Annotated in this window: 18 protein-coding genes, 1 tRNA gene, 1 pseudogene and 1 CRISPR repeat array (1 of these 21 only partly in view); of the genes and pseudogenes, 12 read left to right on the plus strand and 8 right to left on the minus strand. The window is 37.5% G+C overall.

Going from position 1 to position 23,755, the window contains the following annotated elements; translation table 11 throughout:
• Positions 1-1,732: a CRISPR direct-repeat array (repeat unit 28 nt; unit sequence GTTCACTGCCGCATAGGCAGCTTAGAAA); it begins 216 nt to the left of the window's first position.
• Entirely contained in the window at positions 1,733-2,770 is a 1,038-nt protein-coding gene (locus DS737_RS09590; protein ID WP_113997395.1) for a lipase secretion chaperone, read from the minus strand.
• A gap of 79 nt (positions 2,771-2,849) precedes the next feature.
• Positions 2,850-3,869, minus strand: a complete 1,020-nt coding sequence (locus DS737_RS09595; RefSeq protein WP_005081133.1) for a lipase family alpha/beta hydrolase — start codon at positions 3,867-3,869, stop codon at positions 2,850-2,852.
• 277 nt (positions 3,870-4,146) lie between these two features.
• Between DS737_RS09595 and DS737_RS09600 the strand changes: the two genes are divergently transcribed.
• Entirely contained in the window at positions 4,147-5,166 is a 1,020-nt protein-coding gene (locus DS737_RS09600) for a helix-turn-helix transcriptional regulator (RefSeq protein WP_113997396.1), read from the plus strand.
• A 68-nt stretch (positions 5,167-5,234) separates the two neighbouring features.
• Here DS737_RS09600 and DS737_RS09605 read toward each other — a convergent pair whose 3' ends face one another.
• Positions 5,235-5,918: a superoxide dismutase gene (locus DS737_RS09605; protein ID WP_113997397.1), complete on the minus strand. Its 684-nt coding sequence runs from the start codon at positions 5,916-5,918 to the stop codon at positions 5,235-5,237.
• A gap of 134 nt (positions 5,919-6,052) precedes the next feature.
• Positions 6,053-6,823 (minus strand): 3-hydroxyacyl-CoA dehydrogenase, encoded by a 771-nt coding sequence (locus tag DS737_RS09610; RefSeq protein ID WP_113997398.1) that lies wholly within the window; start codon positions 6,821-6,823, stop codon positions 6,053-6,055.
• Positions 6,824-6,965: 142 nt separating this feature from the next.
• Between DS737_RS09610 and DS737_RS09615 the strand changes: the two genes are divergently transcribed.
• Both DS737_RS09615 and DS737_RS09620 read left to right on the plus strand, forming a co-directional pair.
• On the plus strand, positions 6,966-8,024 hold the full coding sequence (locus DS737_RS09615; protein ID WP_113997399.1) for an AraC family transcriptional regulator: 1,059 nt from the start codon (positions 6,966-6,968) through the stop codon (positions 8,022-8,024).
• A 16-nt stretch (positions 8,025-8,040) separates the two neighbouring features.
• On the plus strand, positions 8,041-8,676 hold the full coding sequence (locus tag DS737_RS09620; protein WP_113997400.1) for an FMN-binding negative transcriptional regulator: 636 nt from the start codon (positions 8,041-8,043) through the stop codon (positions 8,674-8,676).
• On the opposite strand, the gene prmC is transcribed toward DS737_RS09620, so the two are convergent.
• Positions 8,673-9,494: a peptide chain release factor N(5)-glutamine methyltransferase gene (gene prmC / locus DS737_RS09625; RefSeq protein WP_113997401.1), complete on the minus strand. Its 822-nt coding sequence runs from the start codon at positions 9,492-9,494 to the stop codon at positions 8,673-8,675. The two genes, DS737_RS09620 and prmC, sit on opposite strands and share 4 nt — an antisense overlap.
• On the minus strand, positions 9,494-10,582 hold the full coding sequence (gene prfA, locus DS737_RS09630) for a peptide chain release factor 1 (RefSeq protein ID WP_109440294.1): 1,089 nt from the start codon (positions 10,580-10,582) through the stop codon (positions 9,494-9,496). The genes prmC and prfA overlap by 1 nt, the downstream gene beginning before the upstream one ends.
• Before the next feature lie 380 nt (positions 10,583-10,962).
• Between prfA and DS737_RS09635 the strand changes: the two genes are divergently transcribed.
• From DS737_RS09635 to DS737_RS09655, 5 genes are all read left to right on the plus strand, one after another.
• Positions 10,963-11,394, plus strand: a complete 432-nt coding sequence (locus tag DS737_RS09635) for a hypothetical protein (protein WP_042874246.1) — start codon at positions 10,963-10,965, stop codon at positions 11,392-11,394.
• A gap of 342 nt (positions 11,395-11,736) precedes the next feature.
• A complete protein-coding gene (locus DS737_RS09640) occupies positions 11,737-13,890 on the plus strand; it encodes a hypothetical protein (protein ID WP_113997402.1) in 2,154 nt (717 codons plus the stop codon).
• A gap of 98 nt (positions 13,891-13,988) precedes the next feature.
• Positions 13,989-14,450, plus strand: coding sequence for a hypothetical protein (locus DS737_RS09645; RefSeq protein ID WP_113997403.1), 462 nt, complete (start codon positions 13,989-13,991; stop codon positions 14,448-14,450).
• Positions 14,447-16,471, plus strand: coding sequence for a dynamin family protein (locus DS737_RS09650; protein ID WP_113997404.1), 2,025 nt, complete (start codon positions 14,447-14,449; stop codon positions 16,469-16,471). The genes DS737_RS09645 and DS737_RS09650 overlap by 4 nt, the downstream gene beginning before the upstream one ends.
• A 12-nt stretch (positions 16,472-16,483) precedes the next feature.
• Positions 16,484-18,268 carry a dynamin family protein gene (locus tag DS737_RS09655; protein ID WP_113997405.1) on the plus strand — a complete coding sequence of 595 codons (1,785 nt, stop codon included), beginning with the start codon at positions 16,484-16,486 and terminating at the stop codon, positions 18,266-18,268.
• Positions 18,269-18,390: 122 nt separating this feature from the next.
• Here the strand turns inward: DS737_RS09655 and glyA are convergent, their stop codons facing one another.
• Entirely contained in the window at positions 18,391-19,644 is a 1,254-nt protein-coding gene (gene glyA, locus DS737_RS09660; protein WP_113997406.1) for a serine hydroxymethyltransferase, read from the minus strand.
• A 161-nt stretch (positions 19,645-19,805) separates the two neighbouring features.
• On the opposite strand from glyA, the pseudogene DS737_RS09665 reads away from it, so the two are divergent.
• A pseudogene (locus DS737_RS09665) lies at positions 19,806-20,632 on the plus strand (DUF695 domain-containing protein).
• Between the two features lie 53 nt (positions 20,633-20,685).
• Here the strand turns inward: DS737_RS09665 and DS737_RS09670 are convergent.
• Positions 20,686-21,921 (minus strand): alpha/beta hydrolase, encoded by a 1,236-nt coding sequence (locus DS737_RS09670; RefSeq protein ID WP_113997407.1) that lies wholly within the window; start codon positions 21,919-21,921, stop codon positions 20,686-20,688.
• Positions 21,922-22,160: 239 nt separating this feature from the next.
• Between DS737_RS09670 and DS737_RS09675 the strand changes: the two genes are divergently transcribed.
• The 3 genes from DS737_RS09675 to DS737_RS09685 all read left to right on the plus strand — a co-directional run bounded on the left by DS737_RS09675 (position 22,161) and on the right by DS737_RS09685 (position 23,737).
• The gene (locus DS737_RS09675) at positions 22,161-22,853 is read left to right on the plus strand and encodes a 3'-5' exonuclease (RefSeq protein ID WP_113997408.1); all 693 of its coding nucleotides are present in this window, start codon (positions 22,161-22,163) and stop codon (positions 22,851-22,853) included.
• 128 nt (positions 22,854-22,981) lie between these two features.
• Complete coding sequence (locus DS737_RS09680) at positions 22,982-23,539, plus strand: hypothetical protein (protein WP_113997409.1); 558 nt, start codon at positions 22,982-22,984, stop codon at positions 23,537-23,539.
• Positions 23,540-23,661: 122 nt separating this feature from the next.
• Positions 23,662-23,737: transfer RNA gene (locus DS737_RS09685), tRNA-Arg, on the plus strand.
• The last annotated feature ends 18 nt before the right edge of the window (positions 23,738-23,755 follow it).

A 23,755-nucleotide genomic window follows, 5' to 3' on the forward strand; every position in this document is an offset into this window, starting at 1 on the left:
GATACAAGCTCGTTATTGGGTGCAGTTCACTGCCGCATAGGCAGCTTAGAAATGTTGCTTCGGGATAGTCTTTTACATCAAGCAGTTCACTGCCGCATAGGCAGCTTAGAAAGCTGCAAGGGGTAGTCATGACTGAATTAGAACGTTCACTGCCGCATAGGCAGCTTAGAAAAGTTTACTGGTTTACCAATGGTCCAAATACGGGTTCACTGCCGCATAGGCAGCTTAGAAAAACAGGGAACAAAAATTAGCGGAATCAATCCAGTTCACTGCCGCATAGGCAGCTTAGAAATTCAGTTCATATGGCTTTTATGCTGTTCATATGTTCACTGCCGCATAGGCAGCTTAGAAATGTTTTTTAGGGCTGTATGATGAAACTGGTTGGTTCACTGCCGCATAGGCAGCTTAGAAATTGACTGGATTCAAGCACAGAGGATGGAAAGTGTTCACTGCCGCATAGGCAGCTTAGAAAAACCACTTGAACGGTAGTGAAAATAGAGGGCAGTTCACTGCCGCATAGGCAGCTTAGAAAGCAAGAATAACGGTGTTTGTACTACCTCTGATGTTCACTGCCGCATAGGCAGCTTAGAAACGGAGCAGCGTTGTCATTTGCGAACCCGTTGTGTTCACTGCCGCATAGGCAGCTTAGAAAGCCCCGGGCTTCGATACGTGTGGCCGTACCTCGTTCACTGCCGCATAGGCAGCTTAGAAATATTTTGCAAGTCGGGGTAAGAACTTGTTATTGTTCACTGCCGCATAGGCAGCTTAGAAAAAAAAGGTTTCGTTTAGACGCGTTATCCGCAAGTTCACTGCCGCATAGGCAGCTTAGAAAAGTTCGCTTGAAGGGCAGAGACGCTGCTCGAAGTTCACTGCCGCATAGGCAGCTTAGAAATCTTTGATTACCGTTGCCGGTTGCAAGTGAGGGTTCACTGCCGCATAGGCAGCTTAGAAACACTGAGTTTCTTAAACAAGCAGCCGAAAAGAGTTCACTGCCGCATAGGCAGCTTAGAAAAAATAAATAATGCTCAATATTTAACCATTATTGTTCACTGCCGCATAGGCAGCTTAGAAATAGCTCTGTATCTGATGTGATGGCAAATATGAGTTCACTGCCGCATAGGCAGCTTAGAAATGATTGCGATATTTTTGATCGTCGAGATTACAGTTCACTGCCGCATAGGCAGCTTAGAAAATTCACACGTGCCCTGTTTGTGCGTCCAGATAGTTCACTGCCGCATAGGCAGCTTAGAAAAACAGCTTTCGTTGGATCTGAAAAGGCATAAAGTTCACTGCCGCATAGGCAGCTTAGAAACTGTCGTGGCTTTCCAAGCATTTTACCTAGCTGTTCACTGCCGCATAGGCAGCTTAGAAATATTGAGAAAGCAAACGATTTTCTTGAAAAAAGTTCACTGCCGCATAGGCAGCTTAGAAAAACAGATAGTAGCAGCGTACTAGGCAGAATACGTTCACTGCCGCATAGGCAGCTTAGAAAATTGGAAGATGGTGGCTCAACTGCTTTAATTGGTTCACTGCCGCATAGGCAGCTTAGAAAGCATGAACTCCGAAGAACTGTTCACAAACAAAGTTCACTGCCGCATAGGCAGCTTAGAAAACAGATTCTTTTTGAGAAGAATCTTCATCATTGTTCACTGCCGTATAGGCAGCTTAGAAAGTTAAGCGTCCTCAGGCATTTATTAAGGGTAAGTTCACTGCCGCATAGGCAGCTTTTCAATTAGGATTTCTTACGATCATGCATCATTTCATAAGTTTGTGCTCTTAATAACTCCTCTTTGGTTGCAAATGAGTTATTTCTAAGCTGGTTTAAAGCACGTTGCTTGCTCGCATCATCAACATCGCTCTTTAAAATCTGATCGCGTTGTGACAAATAACTGTTTACCTGATTCTGCCAAACCGCTTCTTCTTGATCAACTTTCTCCAAACGATCAGCGGCCTCAACACCCAACAAGCTTTCTCGCATATTCCGCAATTCTTGAGCAGAGCCACCTTTTTCCTTAATTTCTTGTGTCAGTTGCTGTAATTCAGCAAATTGCATCGACACTCGGACACCATCAGCCAAAGTAGGAGGCAATTGATCTATTAACTTTGCTAACTCAGTTGCTTTTTGCTGTGCTGTTAAAGTCTTATTGGCATGTATACGCATTTGATCAATACTGAATTGATTAAAATTTCGTTCATTTCCAAAAAATGCTTGAATTTCTGCCGCATTGAAAAACTGCTGTTGCAACTTCGACATTTGATCAACAATATTTTGAAATTTATCAATTTCATCTTTTTTGAAATGCGTGCTGGTTTTCAAGTTTTTTAATGCATGCGTATAAGCAACATACTGATCAAGTAAGTAAATTCCATAATTTGCTGCTGTTTCTGGCAAGGTAGCACGTAGATACTGACGAATATCTCCAATTAATTCAGTTTCTGTTTTTTCTCCCAAACTCGAAAAGAAATAATCAAAACAGCTTCGAATACCTATCGTGAGAATCAATTTACCGTCTCCATCGACTTGGAGAGGACAATCAATTTCTGTGCCTTGTAAAGATGGGGCAAGAATAGGCAACTTTCCTGAGAGCTGTGCTTGAGAATTATTTTCAACACTTACGCTATTTATGCCACGCTGTGAATGTGAATTATTCAAAGGACTTTGGTCGTGAACTGATGGCTTAAACACCCAATAAATAAAAGCAAGGAAAATAATTAAGCATATAGTCGCAATTAAAATGATTTTTTTATTATTAAAATTCTGAACACTCATAATCCATTACTCTATTGTTTCTCAGCTTTCCATGATCAAACGAAGGGAGTAAATCAATTACTCCCTTACCCTATATTGCTTATAAATTTAGATTTTTTAAACGATTCGCTTGTAAGCGGAATGGTGTTACAGGGTTTTGTAAGAAACCAACCAATCCTAGAACCTGATTCACTTCATCTAGATGGTTAAATGCATAGTTATCGCGAATGACCGTACCAAGATGACTTGAGCAACGCGGAACTAATCCATCACTATCACCCGGAATCAGCAATGAAGTCGCCGTTAGGGCATAATCAAATGGATCGAGTGCATTTGTAAACGGACTTATTCCAGTCCATGAGTAATAACGAACACCGTTACTTTCAAGTTCTCGCCCTGAACCACATGCTGCCGTCGGTATTCCAGCAGGGAAACGTTGATTAAACTCTGCTGCCCCAGCAGTCGTCAGCGACCAAAGTCCAGCCAAAGAATCTTGGTCATAGTAGTTACCTGAACCTATTCCAATCAACGCACCAAATGCATTTACCCCAGCAGAAATGACAGGTGCAGCTATTGGCCCAACTGGTGATTGTGTAAAGTCATAGACCACATCCGCTACATTCGAACCTTTTCCTGGGCCAGCAACAGCGGTAACGGAGGCTACTTTATCGGGCATCAAACCCGCTACATAGCGAATGGAATGCGTCCCATGACTATGACCGACCAAGTTCACTTTCTCAGCACCACTTATGGCTAAAATTTGTTTGGTCTGTAAGAGTAGTTGTTCTCCTCTTACTTCTGATGAGTTAAATGCAGCTTGTTGTGTAACAAATACATTCGCACCATTGCTCACCAAATCTTCAGTAATTCCATGCCAATACTGCAATGGGCCAACAGCCGAGAACCCTGACATTCCATGAGCTAATACAATCGGATATTTCGTTTTTGCATAACTAGAAGTGACATTTGTACTTCCACCTACCGAACAAGATTTCACATCACAGTTTTGCCATGATGCTTTTGGCGATAGAAAACTAAATAAACCAGCATGTACAACTGATCCACCACTAATGAGCATGCCCGTCGTTAAAACTATTGCATTGAGATATTTTTTCTTCACTTTTCTGCTCCAAGCATTTTTGATTTTTATTACAACAACTTAGTCCTAAGTTATATACGAGGATCCATTCCTAACGTACACAAGACTCGCAAAGTATACTCCTTCAAAATATTGTGTGATTTTTAGACTAAAACAAACGATGCCAAAATCATAACAATTCACGCCAATTTGGGTATGAAATGAAAAAAATCCGATGAATGAACATTTCCAAATTAATTTTACTGTTTTAATTTCTACTAAATTTCAGCAAAACTACAAAAGGAATTCCCCTAATACCATGAGTATTCCCCGCCTTCATCATCCACATTTTATTAGTAGTTCTTATGTCCACTTACTAAGCGAAGTCGTTGCTCGATGGAATATTTCAGCAGAAGAATTATTTTGGGGCACAGGAGTAGAAATAGAAAAATTGCATGATATTAATTATAAAATTAGTCTAACTTCTTTCAAAAAAGTTATTGCAAGAACAATTGATTTGACCCAAGAACAAGGCATCGGTTTTTATGCAAGTACACAATTAAAAATCAGTTCTCATGGTTTACTTGGTTTCACTGTTGCGATTGCCAAAAATCCACTTGATGCTATTCAAACCATCAATCAATTTGTGAGTCTGCAATGTTCCTTTGTTGATTTACATTTTGTCGTTGAAAATGAATTGGCCTATTACAATATTATTTATGATAAATCTGCAATGGATTTTAACGACCCTTGTGACTTGCAAGCTTATGAATTTAGTTGTGTTTTCTTTTTAACCGGCTTTGTGCATTTGGTAAGGTTCTTTATTCCAGATTTTAAACCAAGTATAGATCTACAATGTAAGTGTCCTGAATATTTTTCTCGTTTTAAACATATTTTGGCATCTAGCTTTGCTGAAATACATTATGAACAACCCCATACACGCTTAATAAGCTCAGCGAAGTTTTTAGAGAAACCATTAAGCATGTCTGACCCACTAACGTCTGAAAAATTTAAATTATTATGTCAGAAAGAGCTTGATGAGCTGGTGGCGACACAAAATATTTTACATCGTGTTAAAAATTTGATCGATGATCAGCATCAAGGCTTGCTCAATATTGATCAAGTTGCTCAAAAACTCAATCTAACCAAACGTACTTTGCAACGGATGCTGCAAGAGCAAAATGTAAGTTTTCAGATTCTTTATGATCAAGTACGAAAAGCAAAAGCACAAAAATTATTGCTGAATCCTTTTATAACAAAAGATGAGATTGCAAGGAATTTAGGCTATTCATCACTTTCTAGTTTTAATCGTGCTTATAAACGTTGGGAAAATCAATAAACGTATCCAAATAAAAAAGTGATGGTTTCAACCATCACTTTTATTTGTCTCGGATACCTTATCAAAAACTATTTACTTACTTTTTGATAACGATCATTTACTTTATTCCAATTCACCACACTCCAAAATGCATTGGTGTAATCGGCTCGACGATTTTGATATTTCAAATAATATGCATGCTCCCAAACGTCCAAACCTAGCAAAGGCTGACCTTTCTTCTCTGCGATATCCATTAATGGGTTATCTTGGTTTGGTGTTGAGATAATTTCTAATTTACCTTGTGGATTTACAATCAACCATGCCCATCCTGAACCGAAACGACTGGTCGCTGCTTGGTTAAATTGTTCCTGAAAAGCTTTAAATGAACCAAAATCTTGATTGATTTGCTTTAACAATTTAGGGCTTACCTTACCCGTTTTATCAGTTGGGGCTAAGCTTTCCCAGAAAAATGCATGGTTAAAATGTCCACCACCATTATTACGAACTGCAACATTGTATTTAGAGATCTGTTGCTGAATCTGCTCAATATTCAATTTATCCAACTCTGGATAGGTCTTGATCTGAGCATTTAAGTTATCGACATAGGCCTTATGGTGTTTACCATAATGAATTTCCATCGTTTGCTGATCGATAGCAGGCTCTAAAGCATCACTTTTATATGGCAATGGTGCTTGAGTGAAGTTTGCAAAAGCTGAAATACTTACACTCGAACATACTAGTAATGTAAGTAAACCTTTGTTCAGATATCGCATGATTTCAATCCAATCTTGATAATAATTTTCATTATCAATATATAAGCAAATCTACGATGCGTCAAAATAGACTACAAACTGATACATTAAAAGTGAAAAGTACAGCATTGGCTGTACTTTTCAAACAACCCAATCTATTTCGCTGCCATACGAATTGCACCATCTAAACGGATAACCTCACCATTGAGATATGCGTTTTCAGCGATGTGAGCCACTAAGCGAGCGAACTCCTCAGGACGCCCTAAACGTGAAGGATAAGGAACCATTTGCCCAAGTGCATCTTGAACATTTTGTGGCAGACCTTTCAGCATCGGTGTTTCCATGATACCTGGTGCAATTGTCATGATACGAATATTATGACGTGCTAACTCACGCGCAATCGGCAAAGTCATCGCAACAACAGCACCTTTTGATGCTGAATAAGCTGCTTGACCAATTTGTCCATCAAAAGCAGCAACTGAAGCCGTATTGACAATCACACCACGATCTTCGTCACCCTCTTCCACACTATTCTTACTCATCGCATCTGCTGCATAACGCAACATGTTAAATGTTCCAGTGACGTTGATATGCAAGACTTTAGAGAACATTGCCAAATCATGAACTCCATCTTTACCCACTACTTTTGCCGACGGTCCCACCCCAGCACAATTGATTAATCCATGTAGACTTCCATGCTTTTCAACAACATCTTTAAAGAACTGCTCAGCTGCTTGTTCATCCGTTACATCTAATTTTACGAATTCTGCTTGGTCACCTATAGCTTTCGCTTGTTGCTCGCCAACTTCAGCATTCATATCCACCAAAGTCACAGAAGCGCCTTTTTCAACTAAATATTCAGCCGTTGCTGCACCTAAACCAGAGCCACCGCCTGTAATAACAAAATGTTTTCCTTGAATTTTCATTTACATTTCCTATCAAATTAAAGATATAAATTTTTATAACTGAGAGTAATCTCAACTTTTTTTCGATACAATTCCAAAAAGTAGCAAATTTAATGCAACTTTTGAGCATTCAACTATTTACTCTCCTGTATTACATGCGTGTATGAGCAAAAATCCCCCACCTGACCTTAACTCTGCCAAAGATACAATTTCAAATGCTTTAATACGTGAAGCATTGAGTGTTGCCGCAAGTCGTGGTTTAAATATTGTCAATATTGCGAATCGGGCCGGTATTTCAGCTGAGCTATTAACTTCTGCCAAAGCACGTATTCCCGTTACCCAATGTGCTCAACTTTGGGTAGAGCTTGCTGAAAGTATGAATGATGAGTTTCTTGGCATGGACTCCCACCCGATGCGTCGTGGCAGTTACAAGCTATTGGCAAAACTTGCATTTGAAGCAGATACACTAGAACAAGCTATTCGAGAAATTCTAAAATTCCTAAGTTTAATTCTTGATGATATTCATGGTGAGTTGGTTCAAAATGGTAGCAAAGCCTATTTAATTCTGCATGACCGTGATCAGCCGAAACGTATGTTCACCTATTCAACTTTCTTGATGTTAGTACATAGCTTAATGTGTTGGTTAAGCGACCAACGAATTGCATTTCTAAAGATGTCTTTCAAATGCCATCAACCTGTTGAAATACAAGATTATCGGATTCGTTTTTGTGAAAACATCCAGTTTCATGCAACGCAAAACTGTATTGAATTCGATGCCCATTATCTCAAGCATAAAATTAAAAAAGACAAACAAGCGTTAAATGATTTTCTAAGACATACACCCTATAACTTAATTGTACGTTTTAAAAATGAAAATTCGCTTAGTCTTCAAATTCGTCGTCAACTGCTGTTGCAACCACCATCAGAATGGGCCGAACTGAAAGACATTGCACAACAATTAAATATGTCTACAGCGACGATTCAAAGACGATTGAAACATGAAGGTGTAAGTTACCAACAACTTAAAAATGATATTCGTTGTGATATTGCGATTGAGAGACTAAGCAAGACCAACGACTCTATCCAAAGTATTAGTGATGATCTTAATTTCCATGATCCTAGTGCTTTCCATCGTGCTTTTAAAAAATGGAGTGGCGTGAGTCCAGGAAGTTATCGAAAATCTGCACCGAACAAACAGAATCGCCTACATCATTTAGGCTAGTGAATGGAGTTGACTCATGTACATCCCTCAAATATTTAAAGAAACGCGTCAAGATGTTTTACATGATTTAATTCGCCAATATCCTTTTGCGACTCTCATCACTCAGAATAATGCAGGGCTAGATGCTATGCATTTACCTATTGAGTTGCTAGTTAATGATGAACAAAATGCGACTTTAGTTGCTCATATCGCCAAAAACAACCCACTCCATACACAAATAGACAATAGTGCTGAAGTTCTTGTGATCTTCCAAGGCCAACAAGGATATATCAGCCCCAATTGGTATCCATCCAAACAGCAACATCATCAGCATGTACCAACTTGGAATTATCAAGTCGTTCACGTCAAAGGAAAAATTTATTTCTCTCAGGATGAAAAAGTATTACGTGGAATCTTGGCACGCCTAACTCGAACACATGAAGCCAAACAGGACAAACCATGGAAAATGTCAGATGCGCCAAGCGAATATATCGCGGAAGAGTTACGACACATTGTGGCTGTTGAAATTCAAGTATCTGAGATGGTCGGCCAGTTTAAAATGAGCCAAAATCGTGATCCGATCGATGCGATCGGAATAGTAGAAGGCTTAGAACAACAAGGTAATACTGAATTGGCACAAGTTGTAAAGCATTCTACCCAAAGTAATAATTAGCCTGCTTTTTGTGCCAAACTCACACGATCATTGCTACCATAATCCTTGATGGTCTGGATTTGTTCAAAACCGTGCAGCTCAAAAATTTCACGTACGGCTCGTCCTTGGTCATAACCATGTTCGAGTGCAATCCAGCCTTTTGCTTTCAACCAAGCTTTACCTTGTGCAATGATTATTTCAATATCCGCCAAACCATGATTGGCTGCAATCAAAGCTCGTTCAGGCTCAGATTTTAGCTTTTGCATATGTACATCATCAGGATCGATGTAAGGCGGATTAGACACAATCAAATCGAATTGCTGTTGTTCCACCAAAGCCTCAAACCAAGCGCCACAGGCAAACTTCACCTGAGATAAGCCATGCTTTAACGCATTTTCCTGAGCAACCTCCAAGGTTGGTTGGTAAATATCAGTTGCTGTCACAGACCATTGTGGACGCTCACTTGCCAATGCCAGAGCAATTGCACCCGTCCCTGTGCCTAAATCAACAATATTAGCCTGCGGATCTAGTGATAGCTTTAACACCGTTTCAACGAGGATCTCTGTATCTGGACGTGGCACTAAAGTATCGTGTGTAACTTTTAAATCGAGCGTCCAAAACGGCTGTGAACCCGTGACATAAGCCAGTGGTTCGCCTTGCTCAATGCGTGCAAGCCCATCTAGATAAGCTTGCTCTTGGATCTCAGTTAACTCTTGCTCAAGTCTTAGTTTTAACTCCAAAGAATTAACACCTAAAATGTGTTCAAGCAACCATGCAGCTTCTTGACGCTCATAGCTATCGATTTCACCTTTGATTTCTAATGCCTGAGCGATATTCATTAGCCGCCATTTTCCTGTGCAAGCATTGCTAACTGATCGGCTTGATATTCACGATGTAAGCTATCCAGCAATTCCGTTAAATCACCTTCCATAATTGCATCTAACTTATATAAAGTCAGATTGATACGATGATCAGTCATACGACCCTGCGGATAGTTATAAGTACGAATACGCTCAGAACGATCACCAGAACCAACCAAATCACGGCGCATTTCCGAAGTTGCAGCATCAGCAGCTGCGCGTTTGGCATTTTCTAATCTCGACACTAACAGAGCCATCGCTTTGGCTTTGTTTTTATGCTGTGAACGTTCTTCCTGACATTCCACCACGACCCCTGATGGAATATGAGTAATACGTACTGCCGAATCTGTTTTGTTAATGTGCTGACCACCTGCACCTGAAGCACGATAAGTATCGATACGTAAATCTGCTGGATTAATTTCTACGGTTGTATCCACATCAACTTCGGGAAGAATGGCAACGGTACATGCTGAAGTATGTACACGACCTTGAGACTCTGTCGCAGGCACACGTTGTACACGATGTGCGCCACTTTCAAATTTCAAGCGACCATATACGCCTTCACCATCTATCCGGCAAATGACTTCTTTATAACCGCCATGTTCACCTTCATTTTCTGAAAGCACTTCAATACGCCAGCCTTGTGTCTCCGCATATTTACTATACATTCGGAATAAATCGCCAGAGAAAATTGCTGCTTCATCACCACCTGTTCCTGCACGAATCTCAAGATAAGCAGCATTTGCATCATTTGGATCTTTAGGAATCATCAACACATTCAATTGATCTTCAAGCTCAACTAATAGTGCTTTATTTTCTTTAATTTCTTCCTCTGCCATATCTTTGAAATCTGGATCTGATTTCATCATTTCAGCAGTTTCAATATCTTCTTCTGCTTGACGATATTTACCCCAAACTTCGGTGATTTCAGTTAAATCATTATGTTCACGGGACAGTTTACGAAATCGTTTATTGTCCGAAATTACTTCTACATCAGCGAGCAATGCAGTCAGCTCTTCGTGACGATCACACAGTTGATCTAGTCTTAAACGGAGTGATGCTTTCATGGGTGGAATATCTCAAATCTAAAGACTCTGTGCACATCAAAAAAAGAGCACGAGTAAAATCAAAAAATTGCGCATAGTTTACAGATTCTAAGAATCAAAAGACATAGAGAAACTGGCTAACTTACTATTACAGCACCATTTCATCACAAATTATGCTGCTTAGATAACGATAAATCATTCCGTCTACTGAAATAACAGATCAGATTTATTGTTAAGTTATGAAGTAAGGCTTAATTTTGAGCTGAGCGTAACATAAGATTACAACCCATTCACCAAACCGTAATAATACGGTCGATAGTCTTCACAATTTATCACTCAAACCTTGTTACATTTGCAGCCATTAGAAATGATGTCCAATTGATGATGGACATGGAGTCATGATGAAAGCAAATATTTTATTATTGGGTGCGATCTTAGCGAGCTCAACTGTAGCAACGACAACTTATGCTGATAATGCAACACGTGTTGCTGCTACATCTGCGCTGGGTAGTGTTGTGGGTACTGCAATTGGTAAAGAAATTGGCGGTCATAATGGCGCTTTGATCGGTTCTGCTGTAGGTGGTGCTGGTGGCGCTGCTGCGGCAAGTAGCAAACGTACTCGTACCGAAGCTGCAATTGGTGGCGGTTTAGGTGGTGTTGGTGGATATGCTGTAGGTAAAAATGTCGGTGGAACCACAGGTGGTTATATCGGTGCTGCTGCTGGCGCCGCTGGCGGTGCTGCCTTGGGCCGTCAAGTTGGACAAGATCGCTATTATGATAGCCGCCAAAACCAAAAGAAAAAGTGGAAAAAGAAAAAACATCGTCGCCATTGATTCAAATAAAGCACCTTCGGGTGCTTTATTTTTGTCCATGTATTATGTGCAACAATTACAATGTATCGAATATCTCACGCCTATACTATAAAAGAACTATAGAGGTTCAAATGCTCACACAAATAACTAAAAAATAAACTTAAGATAGATAACACCTTATTTTTTCAATGGTTATTGATATAATAAATCGTATGATTTATATTTATAATATCGGTCTAAGAGTGGGCATAGCTATGAGAAGCAATTCTAATAAAATTATGCAGTAAAGTTCAGCACTCACGACTTCTTTCTAAAAATTTACATTAAAAACTTATTATTTTTTTCTGACATGGAGTCACTGTTGTGTTGAAATTTGATTTATTACAATCTCGTTTTCAGGCTATACAACAATACCCCAAATTAAGCACCTTAGACGCTTTCTTATTACTAACCACTGAACAAATTAACTCACAATGGACTGATTCACAAAAAAAAATAGCTTTACGTAAATTTTCAGGCTGGGTCTTTGATGCGTCACAATCAACATTTTATCTTATCCTGATTGACTGGCTCATAAGCACTTTGGAGCAAGATTTATATATTTATCAATTAGAACAACAACAACATTGGTATGAACAATGGATGATGTATAAACTACAACATCACTCTTTAAAGCAAAAACAACTAATTGAAATTGCCAGAAAAATATCACAACGTCCAACGTCTATTTATCATCTACATTTATTACAGCATATCGCCAATATTGCCCCTTGTTTTGATAATATCTTAATGTTATCAAATTTTTATTTTCAACAACAAAAATATGATGATGCTTTGTCATCTTATCTAAATTTGCTACATACGCACAGCCCGAATCTTGAATGTTATCAAACTGCATTATTAGGATTATTACACACTTTATTGGCTCGCCAAAAACAATACAGTCCAAATATTTCCGATGCGGAATACGCCTTTAATGTATTACTTGCTATCAATGAGCATAAAATTTGGAATGCTGAATTTGAACGACTTACTCAACAAGTAAAAGAATTGATTTTAACTTATTCATTGAAACAAGGTCGATCAAAATCGACAGGTTCTTTAACTAGTTTGGGCCGTGGAATTCGTTTATTTGGTGAGAATCTCGGTAAAAAGTTGGGTGGGCGTGAATCGACGTTACCTTATAGCAAGGATGTAATTGATTCTGCCCCTGTATTATTAACAGGCTTGGAGATTGAAAAAAGTCTTAATACTAATCGTCAATTAAATCATGAAATTACTCAACTGTTAAAACCAAAACTACCGCAACATGAAGCGGCTATTACGGCAATGGGTTTAACCGCAGGGTCATTATGGACATATAGCCAAATCGACCCAACGATATTAGATGCGATTACATTTGCATCCAGTGGTTCACCTGATGCGTTTGGAGATATACAGAATATTGGCGAGCAGACTTTGCAATCAGTCGGAGCAACCACCCGATTGATAGGTTATGTCGCCGAACAGCAAGTTGCAATGAATTTGGTGCGTGAGGGTCATTCGGTTTCGATGCCTGACACGGCAAATCAAATCGGATGGGATTTGTTGGTTGATGGTGTGCCGATGCAGGTGAAATGTTCAATGGATGCCAATTATGTCTTACAACATTTTGAAAAATATCCTGATATTCCTGTGATTACCAATAACGAACTGGCGGATCAATTAGGCAACCATCCTTTAGTGATGATCGACCCAAATTTAAGTTATAGCGAAGTCCAAAATACTACCCAGCAATCGTTACAGCATTTAGATAATTTTGGAGCAATGGAGGGTCTGCTTGCGATCCCCATACTCGCAATTGCTTTTGCAGCTCATCGGAATTATGGCGATTTTTCGTATGGTCGGGTAAATATTCAACAATACGGTAAAAATATCACAAAAGAAGTGGTATTACGTACTGCAGGGGCAGGCACAGGGAAAATAATCGGGGCCACTATTGGTAGTATCGTCGGCCCAGTCGGAACGATTGTTGGAGCTGGTGTCGGTGCGTATCTGGGTGGGGTTGCAGGTGGTACGGGTGCAGATGCTTTATTACGTGAAGATATCTGTCAGCAACGTGATGTTGTGGTCAAAGAGCTTATTGCCTTTGCTCGTTGGTTTAATGCCAATGTGGTTAAAGCTCGTATTCAACAAGAAAAACAACAAATGCAGGATTTTAAACAGCGATTTATTGCACCGTTACAGCGTGAAATGCATTTTTCGGAACAGCCAATCTATGCTCAATTTATGGCAATTCAAAATGAAAGTTTGCAAAGAACACAGGATTTAGCTGATTGGTTGAATCATCAACTCAAAGACAGTGAATTTTACCAAGCTCAAGCCGGTTGGGTGAGTTTGCGTGAATCCAGTAAGTTTTTTCATAAAGAAATGAAAAATCGTATTGCTCGAATGAATCAAGCATTAGAGCAATATCAAGCGTTGGTTCATCCTGAACAGACTAATCATTCACTAGCACAACTAGCTGTCCGAACATAAGGAAATATACTGATTGCCATTCTGCTATTTTCCTGGATTTCCTTGTCTTAGCGACTAATGTCGCTATTCTTTATTTTAGTTATAAATCGGAGTATGTTATGCACATCAACAATCCCAAAAATGAATTGTATCAAGACTTTGTTCAATTAGTGGACAATATATCAACTGCCATCGTAAAAGAAAATATTGTTCCTATTGCAGGTAAAATAATCACTGTTACACAAAAAATGCAAGAATCATCTGATCATATTCAACAAATGAATAAAACGATTTCTGATATTTCAAAAAAAACATTCGTTATAGAAAAAAATATTGATAATTTATCTCAGCACCTTTCTACAAAAATAGAAAATGATATTAAGAAAAATTTAGATAAAAATATCAATATGACTGAAACTAAATTTAGTGAACTAAATAAAAATAATCTACAGTTACAAACTAGAATAAATGAACTACAAACAAAACAGAATTTATTCCTTTTTATTATTATGGGCCTTATAACTTTCTTTAGCATTATCATGATTTACCTTATTTCATCTATACATAAGGGAATGATATGAATCCCATTATTGAACATTCGTCTATTCAACAAGCTTTTTTACACTTTGAAAAAATTGTCAACCAACTTGACGATCATCTTATTCAAACTCAAAATGAAAAAAATCTTAAAAAATTTACTGAATTTCTGAGGCAATCAACTAAAAAAGTAGAATATCTCTATCAAGAATTTAAGGATATATCTATTCATAATAATTCATTATTAAGTGAACAAGTCAATCATTTTTCAGAATTAGTCATTAAATTAAATAGCTTGCAAGAAACGATGACTTTACCCTATATGCTCTATATGATTGGTGTAGGAAATGCTGGTAAATCCTCTGTGCTCAATTCTCTTGTTGGTTCTTATGTCGCAGATGTTGCTACATTACCAAAAACATGGAAAACAGATCTATTCTTTAAAGCTAAAGAAAATAATAACAAATCTGTAAAATTTTTATTTCGGGATAACCGTCCTGAACAATACCATGACATAGATAAAGCAAAAAAATTAATTATTCAAGAGGAAGAAAAACGAGAAGATAGTGAAGATTTAATTGATAAGGAATATCGTAAACTAGCTAAAAATTTTACCAATATTGAAGAAAAATCAGGTTTACGTCAAGAATTACAAGATAAACTTTTATATCGCTCACCTATTCGTGAAGTACGTTGGGCATTAACTGATTTAAGAGATTCAACTGTTTTGAATAAATTTTCCCTAATTGATACTCCTGGATTGTCACAAGCAAATTCAGGAACACACGGTGAAGATGGTGTAAGAGGTGAAGATATTGGCGACTTTTATCATCAAGCCGATGGCGTACTATGGATACTTGATGCAACAACACTAGCAGCAAACACTCCCAAAGCAGCACTAGAATATTTAGAAAAATCTTTAACCAAAGCCCATGCAGAACATCAAGGGATTCATAATATCATTGCTGTACTTAATTTTTCAGATAAAATCATTCAACAAGGCGGGCAAGAAGCATTAAATAATGTTGTACAAACTGCAAAAAATATTTTCGGCAATAAATTCCTAGATATTATTCCCTACTCTGCCAAACAAGCAATGGATGCTATTAAAAATGATGATCCTATTTTATTAGAACGTAGTGGTTATAATCGTTTATGTGATATCACCAACCAGTACTTCTATTATAATGCCATAAATTTACGTATTCAATCTAAATCTCAAGGTTTCAATGGTGAAATATCTACCCATCAAAGTAATTTTTTTCAACCTTATTTAGATCGTTTAAGTATAGATCATAAAAAATTACAACATAGATTAACAAAAGCAAATAAAGATTTAGAAAATCTAAAAACTCAACTTGAGAATGAATGGAAAGTTAAATTTTCAGAATATCGAAGGCTTGTAGAAAATAATATTAACATACATGCTGGAAAATTAGTTGAGATGCCATCATCACAACATACTTCGTATATAGAAAATTATATATTTCGACTAGATTTATTAAAGAACTATCAATCACAATATCATAACAATAGTATAAAAAAACTATCTGAATCGATGGAAAAGCACCTAAAATACGACACTGAACATTTTACTAAATATAAGTATATTAAAAATTATCAATTTTCAGATATAAATTCTGAAAACATACTAGACGACACAGCCGATATACAACATCTAAATTTGTCAGAACTTGATATGGGTGGCTTATTCATCGGTGGTGGGGCTGCCTTCATTGGTATGGCTTTACTAGGTCCTATCGGCATTGCCGCTGGATTGATTGGCTTTTTATTTGGTAAAAGTAAACTAGATAAAGCAAAAGACAGTATGCGAGAAAATTTAATAAATTTAGAGAGTAGTTGTATAAATATCAATCAAAAATTTATCAATACTTTATTTGATAAAGCAATTCCAATATTACAGCAAGATGCTGAACATGCTTTTGCAACATTGCATCTTGAGTCTGACAAAGTACAACAAGTCCTTAAGATTTTTGAAAGCTTGGATGAAGTCAAGAATACTGAATTTCAAAAAGAAACTTTCGCCCATCTATTGTTTAGCTAAACGGAATTTAATATGAGTTTACAACAGTGCTGTGAAATTGAAAATGTCTTAAAGCAATCTCCTTTACGTCAAAATCAACAGGTTGCTGACTTAGTCGATTTAAATATTCAAATCCAAGATATTTCAAAACGTCTATCCACAATTAAAGCTGATTTAAATACGACATTAAAAGTATTTCTTATTGGTGAAGTCAAAGCAGGAAAATCAACTTTAATCAATGCCCTTGTCGGGCAAGAAATTTCCCCAACCAATATTTTAGAAGCAACGGCTGCAATTTGGGAAATTGGCTATGCAGAGCAATCTTCAACCACCATTGTTTATAAAGATGGTCAAGAACAAATTATTGAACATAATAATATTATGTCATTTTTTGGTACAAGTCAGGAGCAATTAGAATTTGCTGAAAAAGTCACTAAAATTGTCGTAAAAACACATCAACATCAATTTAAAGAATTATTGTTGACTGATTCCCCTGGATTGGCAACTGTTACTAATCAAAATGCTGAAATCACACAAAATATTATGCAAGAGGTTGATTTAGCTTTATGGGTATTTAATGCTAATCATTTGGGCCAGACTGATGTCATGCAGCAAGTTGCAGAATTGGCAAAATTGGGGAAACCAATCATTGCAGTGATTAATAAAATTGATGAAACAGAAGATTCGCCTGAAAAATTGATCCGTTATTTAAGACGAAATTCAGAAGAATTTTTCCAAAATTTCTTTGCTGTGTCTGCCTTTGATGCTTTTCAACAAAAACAGGATTCCAAATATACTGATTATTTTGATGAGTTTAAAAATTATTTGGTAGAGCAAGTCAATGAAAAAGCCCCTCAAGTTAAAAATGATAGTGTGCACTCTTCACTAAATTCATTAATTGGACAAGAAAAATCCTACCATGAATCTGCTCTTCGGAAATTAGAGAAGTTACAACAGGAACAGCAAGATTTTTCAGAAAATTTACGTTATGAAAAAAATAGACTATCTGATGATATACATATTTTGATTGAGCAAAGTTGTAATGAATTAAGTTATGATGCTGAATTAGAATTACAAATACGCAATAATATAAATAAGCAATCAACTTCACCTGTCTCAAATATGATGAAAGCCGTTGGTAACAATGTTCCAAATACTTTATCTAAAATATTATCTCAAGAGCGTTCATCACAACCAAATATGACTTCATTAGATGAGATTACACAATATCATCTACATATACTTAATGATAAAGTACAACACCAATATCGAACAGGATATACAGATATTATTAATACAGTAACTCAACAATCTCAAATCCGTCTTGCGGAGTTTAGTCAAAAAGAAAATTTATATATTAGCCATCAATTACAATCTTATGGAATGTCTCATCAAGAAATTGATGCAATGGAAACAGCAAAAACTGCTGCTGCTGTATCTGCAACTGGTGGCATCGCTTTTTCTGCCTATGCCGCCACATTAGGAGCAAGTGCTGCAACGGTAACGTTTGGAGCTGCCTTGGCTGCGATTGCTTTACCTGTAACGATTATTGGTGCAGCAGGTGGTTTGGTTTATGGCATCATGAAATCAAAGGAGAATAAAACAAAATTAGAACAACAGGTACAACAAATGCAATATCAAATTGCTGATCGAATAAAACAACAACTGCTTCATAGTTATTCCAATCGGATAGAAGAAGACTTTCGTATAGTTGAGAAAGAAAATCAAAAGGCTTTATTTTCCAATTTAGATAAAAATCAAATTAAGCAATATGAAACTGGTATTGAAGCCTATTTAGCTCAGTTAGCTTTCATTTAATTTTTTACGATTAAAGGATTCAGTCTCAGCATTAAATCCTTTAACCAAATTTAAATCAGCAAAATAAAAAACACCTCAAACCGAAGATTGAGGTGCTCTTAGAATGTTATTTAATAAAACAATTAATTTGCATATACTGGGAATTTTGCACAAACAGCTTCAACTTTAGCTTTTACTTCAGCGATAACTTTTTCATCGCCTTTGCTATCGATAATATCAGCGATCCAGCCAGCCAACTCACGAACTTCAGCTTCACCAAAACCACGCGTTGTGACTGCTGGAGTACCAATACGGATACCAGAAGTAACGAATGGAGAACGTGGATCATTTGGAACTGCATTTTTGTTCACAGTGATATGCGCTGCACCTAACCATGCATCTGCATCTTTACCCGTTACATCTTGTTTGATCAAAGATAATAAGAATAAATGGTTTTCTGTACCACCAGAAACAACATCATAACCACGAGCCATTAACACTTCAGCCATTGCCTGAGCATTCTTAACAACTTGTTGTTGGTAAGTTTTGAACTCTTCAGACATTGCTTCTTTGAAACAAATTGCTTTAGCAGCAATTGCATGCATCAAAGGACCACCTTGGTTGCCTGGGAATACTGCTGATTGAAGTTTTTTCTCGATTTCTTCATTTGCTTTTGCAAGGATTAAACCAGAACGTGGACCACGAAGTGTCTTATGCGTTGTAGTCGTTGTTACATCAGCAATTTGAACTGGGTTCGGATAAACACCAGCAGCAACTAAACCTGCAACATGCGCCATATCAACAAAAAGATAAGCACCAACTTTATCCGCGATATCACGGAAACGCTGCCAATCAACAACTTGGCTATAAGCAGAGAAACCAGCAACGATCATACGTGGCTTGTGTTCTAAAGCTAAACGCTCTACTTCTTCATAATCGATTTCACCCGTTTCTGGGTTTAAGCCATACTGGATCGCATTATACGTTTTACCAGAGAAACTTACTTTCGCACCATGAGTTAAGTGACCACCATGCGCTAAGCTCATACCTAAAACAGTATCACCTGGGTTAAGTAATGCTAAGTAAACAGCAGAGTTTGCTTGTGAACCAGCGTGTGGCTGAACGTTTGCATAGTCTGCACCAAACAACTCTTTTGCACGGTCAATTGCAAGTTGCTCGATTACATCAACATATTCACAACCGCCATAATAGCGTTTGCCAGGATAGCCTTCTGCATATTTGTTAGTAAGTTTTGATCCTTGTGCTTCCATCACAGCAGGAGAGCAATAGTTTTCAGATGCAATTAACTCAATATGAACTTCTTGGCGTTCGCCTTCAGAAGCAATCGCTTGAGCTAATTTTGGATCAAATTCAGCAATAGAAATATTGGCAAACATTAGCGGGGGTCCTATAAATTAGGGCTTTTAAGCCGTGCTAAAGATTGGTGCGTATTGTAGCACGAAGTTGAACGTTTCACAGATTGATATTTATTAAATTATTCGTGAATTTTACTGATCTTGCTTGGTATCATATTAATCAAATAAAAAAGGATATCCAAATGGGATTCATAGACAATTTTTTTTCGAAGAAGAATCGTACACTCAATAAATCCCCAGAGAGACAAATATTAGAAGTTCCAGAAAATTGGAATTTTTATATGTGCCAAATAGATGAACAACCTGCAAGTTATTTTTTAAATCTAGCTTTAGCAGAAATTGCACCAATAACTGAGAGATCAACCTTAGTTTGGATAGAAATACAAATGAACCATTCTAGGGAGGATGGATTATCTTCGAGCGAAGAGTTCGATCATCTAGCCGAAATAGAAGATCAAATTATTCCAGCCCTCACAAATCAACATCCTATCCTTTATATAGGTCGCTTAACCCATAATCATTTGAGAACATTTTATTTCTACGGGCATGATGAGATAGATGTCGATCATACAATTCATCAAATCATGCAAATGTATCCAGATTATAACTATCAATTAGGTAAAAAAGTGATTTAGATTGGTCAACCTATTTCAATTATATGTATCCAGATAAAGGAATCATGCAGACCATTTCAAATAGAGCGGTCATTGAGAATCTTCTTAGTCACGGAGATAGTCTTGAGGTTGCCCGTCCTGTAGATCATTGGATTTATTTTCAAAATGAGGATGACTGTACAAAGTTTTTAAACATAGTGAAGTCTTTAGGTTTTGAAATAGTAAATCAAACAAATCTTGCAGATCGAGAACATTATCCTTTCCAATTACAAATTTCCAGAATAGATCATGTAGACCTACAGTCTATCGATGCCTGCACTCTACAACTCTGGAAATTGGCTCAACAATATAGTGGAGAGTATGACGGCTGGGAAACGCAAATTATTAAAAACTGATTAAAGAAGCCCAATGTCCTAAATAGGTAAATTGGGCTTCTCTAGACTCTTCGTTAATTATTAGCTGGCATTGCCAATTTAACATCATTCACAATATTCAAAATATTGTTACCATACACTGTACCGTGATCCCATTCGGCATTTGTAATATACTGAATGTTCGAACCTTTATTCCTTGCACTCAATACCAATGCATCTGTTGCTAATTTTGGAACAGTTGTATCTTTCGCACCTTGATAAATGATTACAGGCTGATTTAGTTTTACTTGTGCTGGTTGAGAATCCTTTTCTAAAAACGTTTTAACCAATGGAATCGTCATGAAATTTATTTGCGTTCGAGGATAGTTTGTTAAATCAACATTACTTTGCAAATGCGTTTGCATAGCATCACCAAACCTTCCCCCTAGCACATCTGCACAATCTAATTCGGCCCTACTCGCAATTTGATCTGTTGGCGATTTAAAAATATTTATGTAGCTAAACGTAGGCTGGAGATTACGTAGCCCAGCGGTAATCAAGGCAGTGTAAGTATCCAATTGCGCATACATACCAATTTTTTGTCCAATAGGTGCATTCTCAACTAACTCTTCCCCCCTTCTTAATATGAGTTCAAGGTTTGACGCTGGTGCAATGGCAATAGTTCCTTTGTAATCAAGCTTGGCTCGACTTGCGTATTGCGCCGCTCCTAAAGCTGCATGTCCACCCTGAGAATGCCCGACTGTCATCCATTGTCGTGAAGTGAGTTTTCCACGACTAGATAGATAAGCTCTCGCAGCAACAACAGCATCAGTAATCGAATAGGCTTCACTTTTTAGATTTAAAAATGGATGTAGCTCCCGAGCACTGGGTTCACCAAGCCCCTCATAATCAGGCGCAACCACCACATAACCTGCTGCCAGAAATTGGCTAATCATACTTTGAATAGCAGGATGAGTTGCTTGACGACTTGGTGCACATTGATCCGCGACCCCAGTTGTACCATGTGCCCATGCAACAATTTTCCAGCCAGTTGCAGGCATTGGTCCACCCGGAACAAATAGCAAGCTGGTTGCCATAGTCTCTTTACCATTCTGCCCTAGCATTTTATAGGTCATCACCAAGCTTTCTGATGCAACTGCACTAAAATCTGTTTTTGTATAAAGCTCTGGTATACCTACCACTGGCTCTTGAATATTATTTTCAGGTATTGTTGGTTTTGGTATATAGCTAGTATTTCCATCACCACCGCCACAAGCAGTAAAAAACAAGCTAGAACTTAGTATTACAACCGTCAATAACTTCATTTTCATCTGATTTTCCCTTAACTATTTTCATTATCATTATTCGCTTTAGAAATCATGATTCTAAAGTCATGTAATCTTCACAAGATTTACGCTTAATCACGTTTTTTTTCAAGTTTTTTTTAATCCTGATTTATATTTACTCATAACAGCATTGGAACTTAAAGAATTCATCCCTCTAACGCATATTCAAACTCATTTTCTTGTAAGATAAGTGCATCTATTCAACTTCAATTGAGTCAACTTTTATGCAAACCATCATTTTAGATACTGAAACACATACACTAAATGGTTTGCCGATTGAAATCGCCTATGCGCCTATCGAAATTGAAAGTGGCAAACTGAGTTTAGATAAGAAAAAAATTTTTGATCAGTTATACCAAATCGGTCAACCGATATCCTTTGCAGCAATGGCTGTCCATCATATTTTAGAATCTGATCTGGTGAATCAACCTTTTTATAATGAATTCCAACTTCCAACAGAAACAACTTATATTATTGGTCACAATGTTGATTATGACATCGCAGCAATCGCACGTTGTGGTGTGGAGACATCTCACTTAAAACCCATCTGTACACTTGCCTTGGCACGTCATGTCTGGCCTGATGCTGAAGCACATAACATTTCAGCACTAATTTACTTAATTTCTAAAGGCAGCGATAAAGCAAGAGAAATGCTAAAAGGCGCACATCGTGCAGATGCAGATATCATTTTAACTGCTAATATTTTGATGCATATCATCCACCAACTAGATATTCAAAATATCGAACAACTTTATATTGCATCAGAAGAAGCTCGCATTCCGAAATCAATTACTTTTGGGAAACACAAAGGCACTGCGATTCAAGATTTGCCTACAGATTATGTGCAATGGTTGCTTCGTCAAGATGACCTTGACGTCTATTTGCGCAAAGCATTAGAAACTAAGTTAGTAAAATAGACCTAGAGATAAATAATTGCGTTTATTTAAAGCAAAATGATGATATTTAATAAATTGTTAATATAAATGTCACTTTTCAACTTTATCTTAGCCCCCTATCAAAGTCTTGATTGGGGAAAGACGAAAAGATGTCACACTATTTTAAAACTGAGCTGGGACAAACCGCTTTAAAACAACGTAATATCGCTTTAACCGCACGTCAACGTCGCTTATTACTTTTAATTGATCATGATGACTTTCATGAACTAAATCAAAGCCACAAAGATAAGCTCGCACCAACTGAGCTTATACAACAATTGATCGAAATGGGATTATTGGCTGAACAAACCACATCTCCAAACCTAACCAATGAAATAAAAATAAATTTAAATGAGGAAGATGACAAATCGCCCGAATTAAATAATCCGACTCAGTTTGCAGAATTAGCGAATCCCACAAATGAAGAAATTGATCGCTTAGAAAAACTTGCATTTGTAGAAATTCAACAACTCATGATCCAAACATTGAGTAGTTATTGTGGCTTAATGGCACGTCCTTTGATTCAACAAATTCAGCAAGTCAAAACGATACCCGAACTGAAAGTTTGTCAAATGCAATGGATCACCTCATTACAAGAGTCGCGCATCCCTCCCCTCCAGCTGAATCAAACACTTAAATTAATTAATTATTCTGTAGAGCACATATAGTAGCGTTAGTACATAATCGGGCCATTGGAACTTAAAACTGCTGCTTTAATAGCCAAGAAACAGCTTTGTTCAGGCATACATATTTACCTGCTTGTTTTTTTTCCCTATGATGTGGCTCGCATGCGCTCATAGCTCAACTGGATAGAGTACAGGTCTCCGAAGCCTGTGGCGTGGGTTCGAGTCCCGCTGAGCGCACCATAATTGCTTTTCAATAAT

Source organism: Acinetobacter haemolyticus (assembly GCF_003323815.1).
Lineage (GTDB): Bacteria > Pseudomonadota > Gammaproteobacteria > Pseudomonadales > Moraxellaceae > Acinetobacter > Acinetobacter haemolyticus.

Bases quoted from the DNA above. Each gene is read 5' to 3' on its own strand.
- DS737_RS09680 (WP_113997409.1), top strand. From the start codon at position 22,982: ATGTCACACTATTTTAAAACTGAGCTGGGACAAACCGCTTTAAAACAA.
- DS737_RS09645 (WP_113997403.1), top strand. From the start codon at position 13,989: ATGCACATCAACAATCCCAAAAATGAATTGTATCAAGACTTTGTTCAA.
- DS737_RS09670 (WP_113997407.1), bottom strand. From the start codon at position 21,921: ATGAAAATGAAGTTATTGACGGTTGTAATACTAAGTTCTAGCTTGTTT.
- DS737_RS09655 (WP_113997405.1), top strand. From the start codon at position 16,484: ATGAGTTTACAACAGTGCTGTGAAATTGAAAATGTCTTAAAGCAATCT.
- DS737_RS09600 (WP_113997396.1), top strand. From the start codon at position 4,147: ATGAGTATTCCCCGCCTTCATCATCCACATTTTATTAGTAGTTCTTAT.
- glyA (WP_113997406.1), bottom strand. From the start codon at position 19,644: ATGTTTGCCAATATTTCTATTGCTGAATTTGATCCAAAATTAGCTCAA.
- prfA (WP_109440294.1), bottom strand. From the start codon at position 10,582: ATGAAAGCATCACTCCGTTTAAGACTAGATCAACTGTGTGATCGTCAC.
- DS737_RS09605 (WP_113997397.1), bottom strand. From the start codon at position 5,918: ATGCGATATCTGAACAAAGGTTTACTTACATTACTAGTATGTTCGAGT.
- DS737_RS09650 (WP_113997404.1), top strand. From the start codon at position 14,447: ATGAATCCCATTATTGAACATTCGTCTATTCAACAAGCTTTTTTACAC.
- DS737_RS09590 (WP_113997395.1), bottom strand. From the start codon at position 2,770: ATGAGTGTTCAGAATTTTAATAATAAAAAAATCATTTTAATTGCGACT.
- DS737_RS09610 (WP_113997398.1), bottom strand. From the start codon at position 6,823: ATGAAAATTCAAGGAAAACATTTTGTTATTACAGGCGGTGGCTCTGGT.
- DS737_RS09635 (WP_042874246.1), top strand. From the start codon at position 10,963: ATGAAAGCAAATATTTTATTATTGGGTGCGATCTTAGCGAGCTCAACT.
- DS737_RS09620 (WP_113997400.1), top strand. From the start codon at position 8,041: ATGTACATCCCTCAAATATTTAAAGAAACGCGTCAAGATGTTTTACAT.
- DS737_RS09615 (WP_113997399.1), top strand. From the start codon at position 6,966: ATGAGCAAAAATCCCCCACCTGACCTTAACTCTGCCAAAGATACAATT.
- prmC (WP_113997401.1), bottom strand. From the start codon at position 9,494: ATGAATATCGCTCAGGCATTAGAAATCAAAGGTGAAATCGATAGCTAT.
- DS737_RS09675 (WP_113997408.1), top strand. From the start codon at position 22,161: ATGCAAACCATCATTTTAGATACTGAAACACATACACTAAATGGTTTG.